The organism is Tetzosporium hominis, assembly GCF_002265435.1.
GTDB lineage: Bacteria > Bacillota > Bacilli > Bacillales_A > Planococcaceae > Chryseomicrobium > Chryseomicrobium hominis.
This window is the reverse complement of the sequence record NZ_NOKQ01000112.1, coordinates 1-253: the sequence shown is the minus strand read 5'-3', so window position 1 is coordinate 253 and position 253 is coordinate 1. Positions and strand designations below refer to the sequence as shown.

Here is a 253-nt window from a genome sequence, read left to right as displayed (position 1 = left end):
ATTTAGACTATGAAACTGGAATCGTTTTTGAGAAGAAGGTCGGTGACTCCGTTCAAAAGGGAGAAATTGTCGCAAAAGTTTATACAAATGGAAAAATTTCCCCCCAACTAGTTACAGAATTTCAAAAATATGTTAAAATAAATGATAGAGTGAAACGTTTGCAGGAAATAATTGAAATCATCTCATGAAAAAGAGAGGAATCCGAATATGAAATTAAACAAATACATTGATCATACGCTTTTAAAACAAGATG

The 253-nt window shown here is 31.2% G+C and carries 1 protein-coding gene; it reads left to right on the top strand.

Annotated elements, in window-relative coordinates; genetic code table 11:
- Positions 1-188: hypothetical protein (locus tag CF394_RS00420; protein WP_439332847.1), on the top strand; the 188-nt coding region annotated here is incomplete at its 5' end.
- Between the last annotated feature and the right edge of the window lie 65 nt (positions 189-253).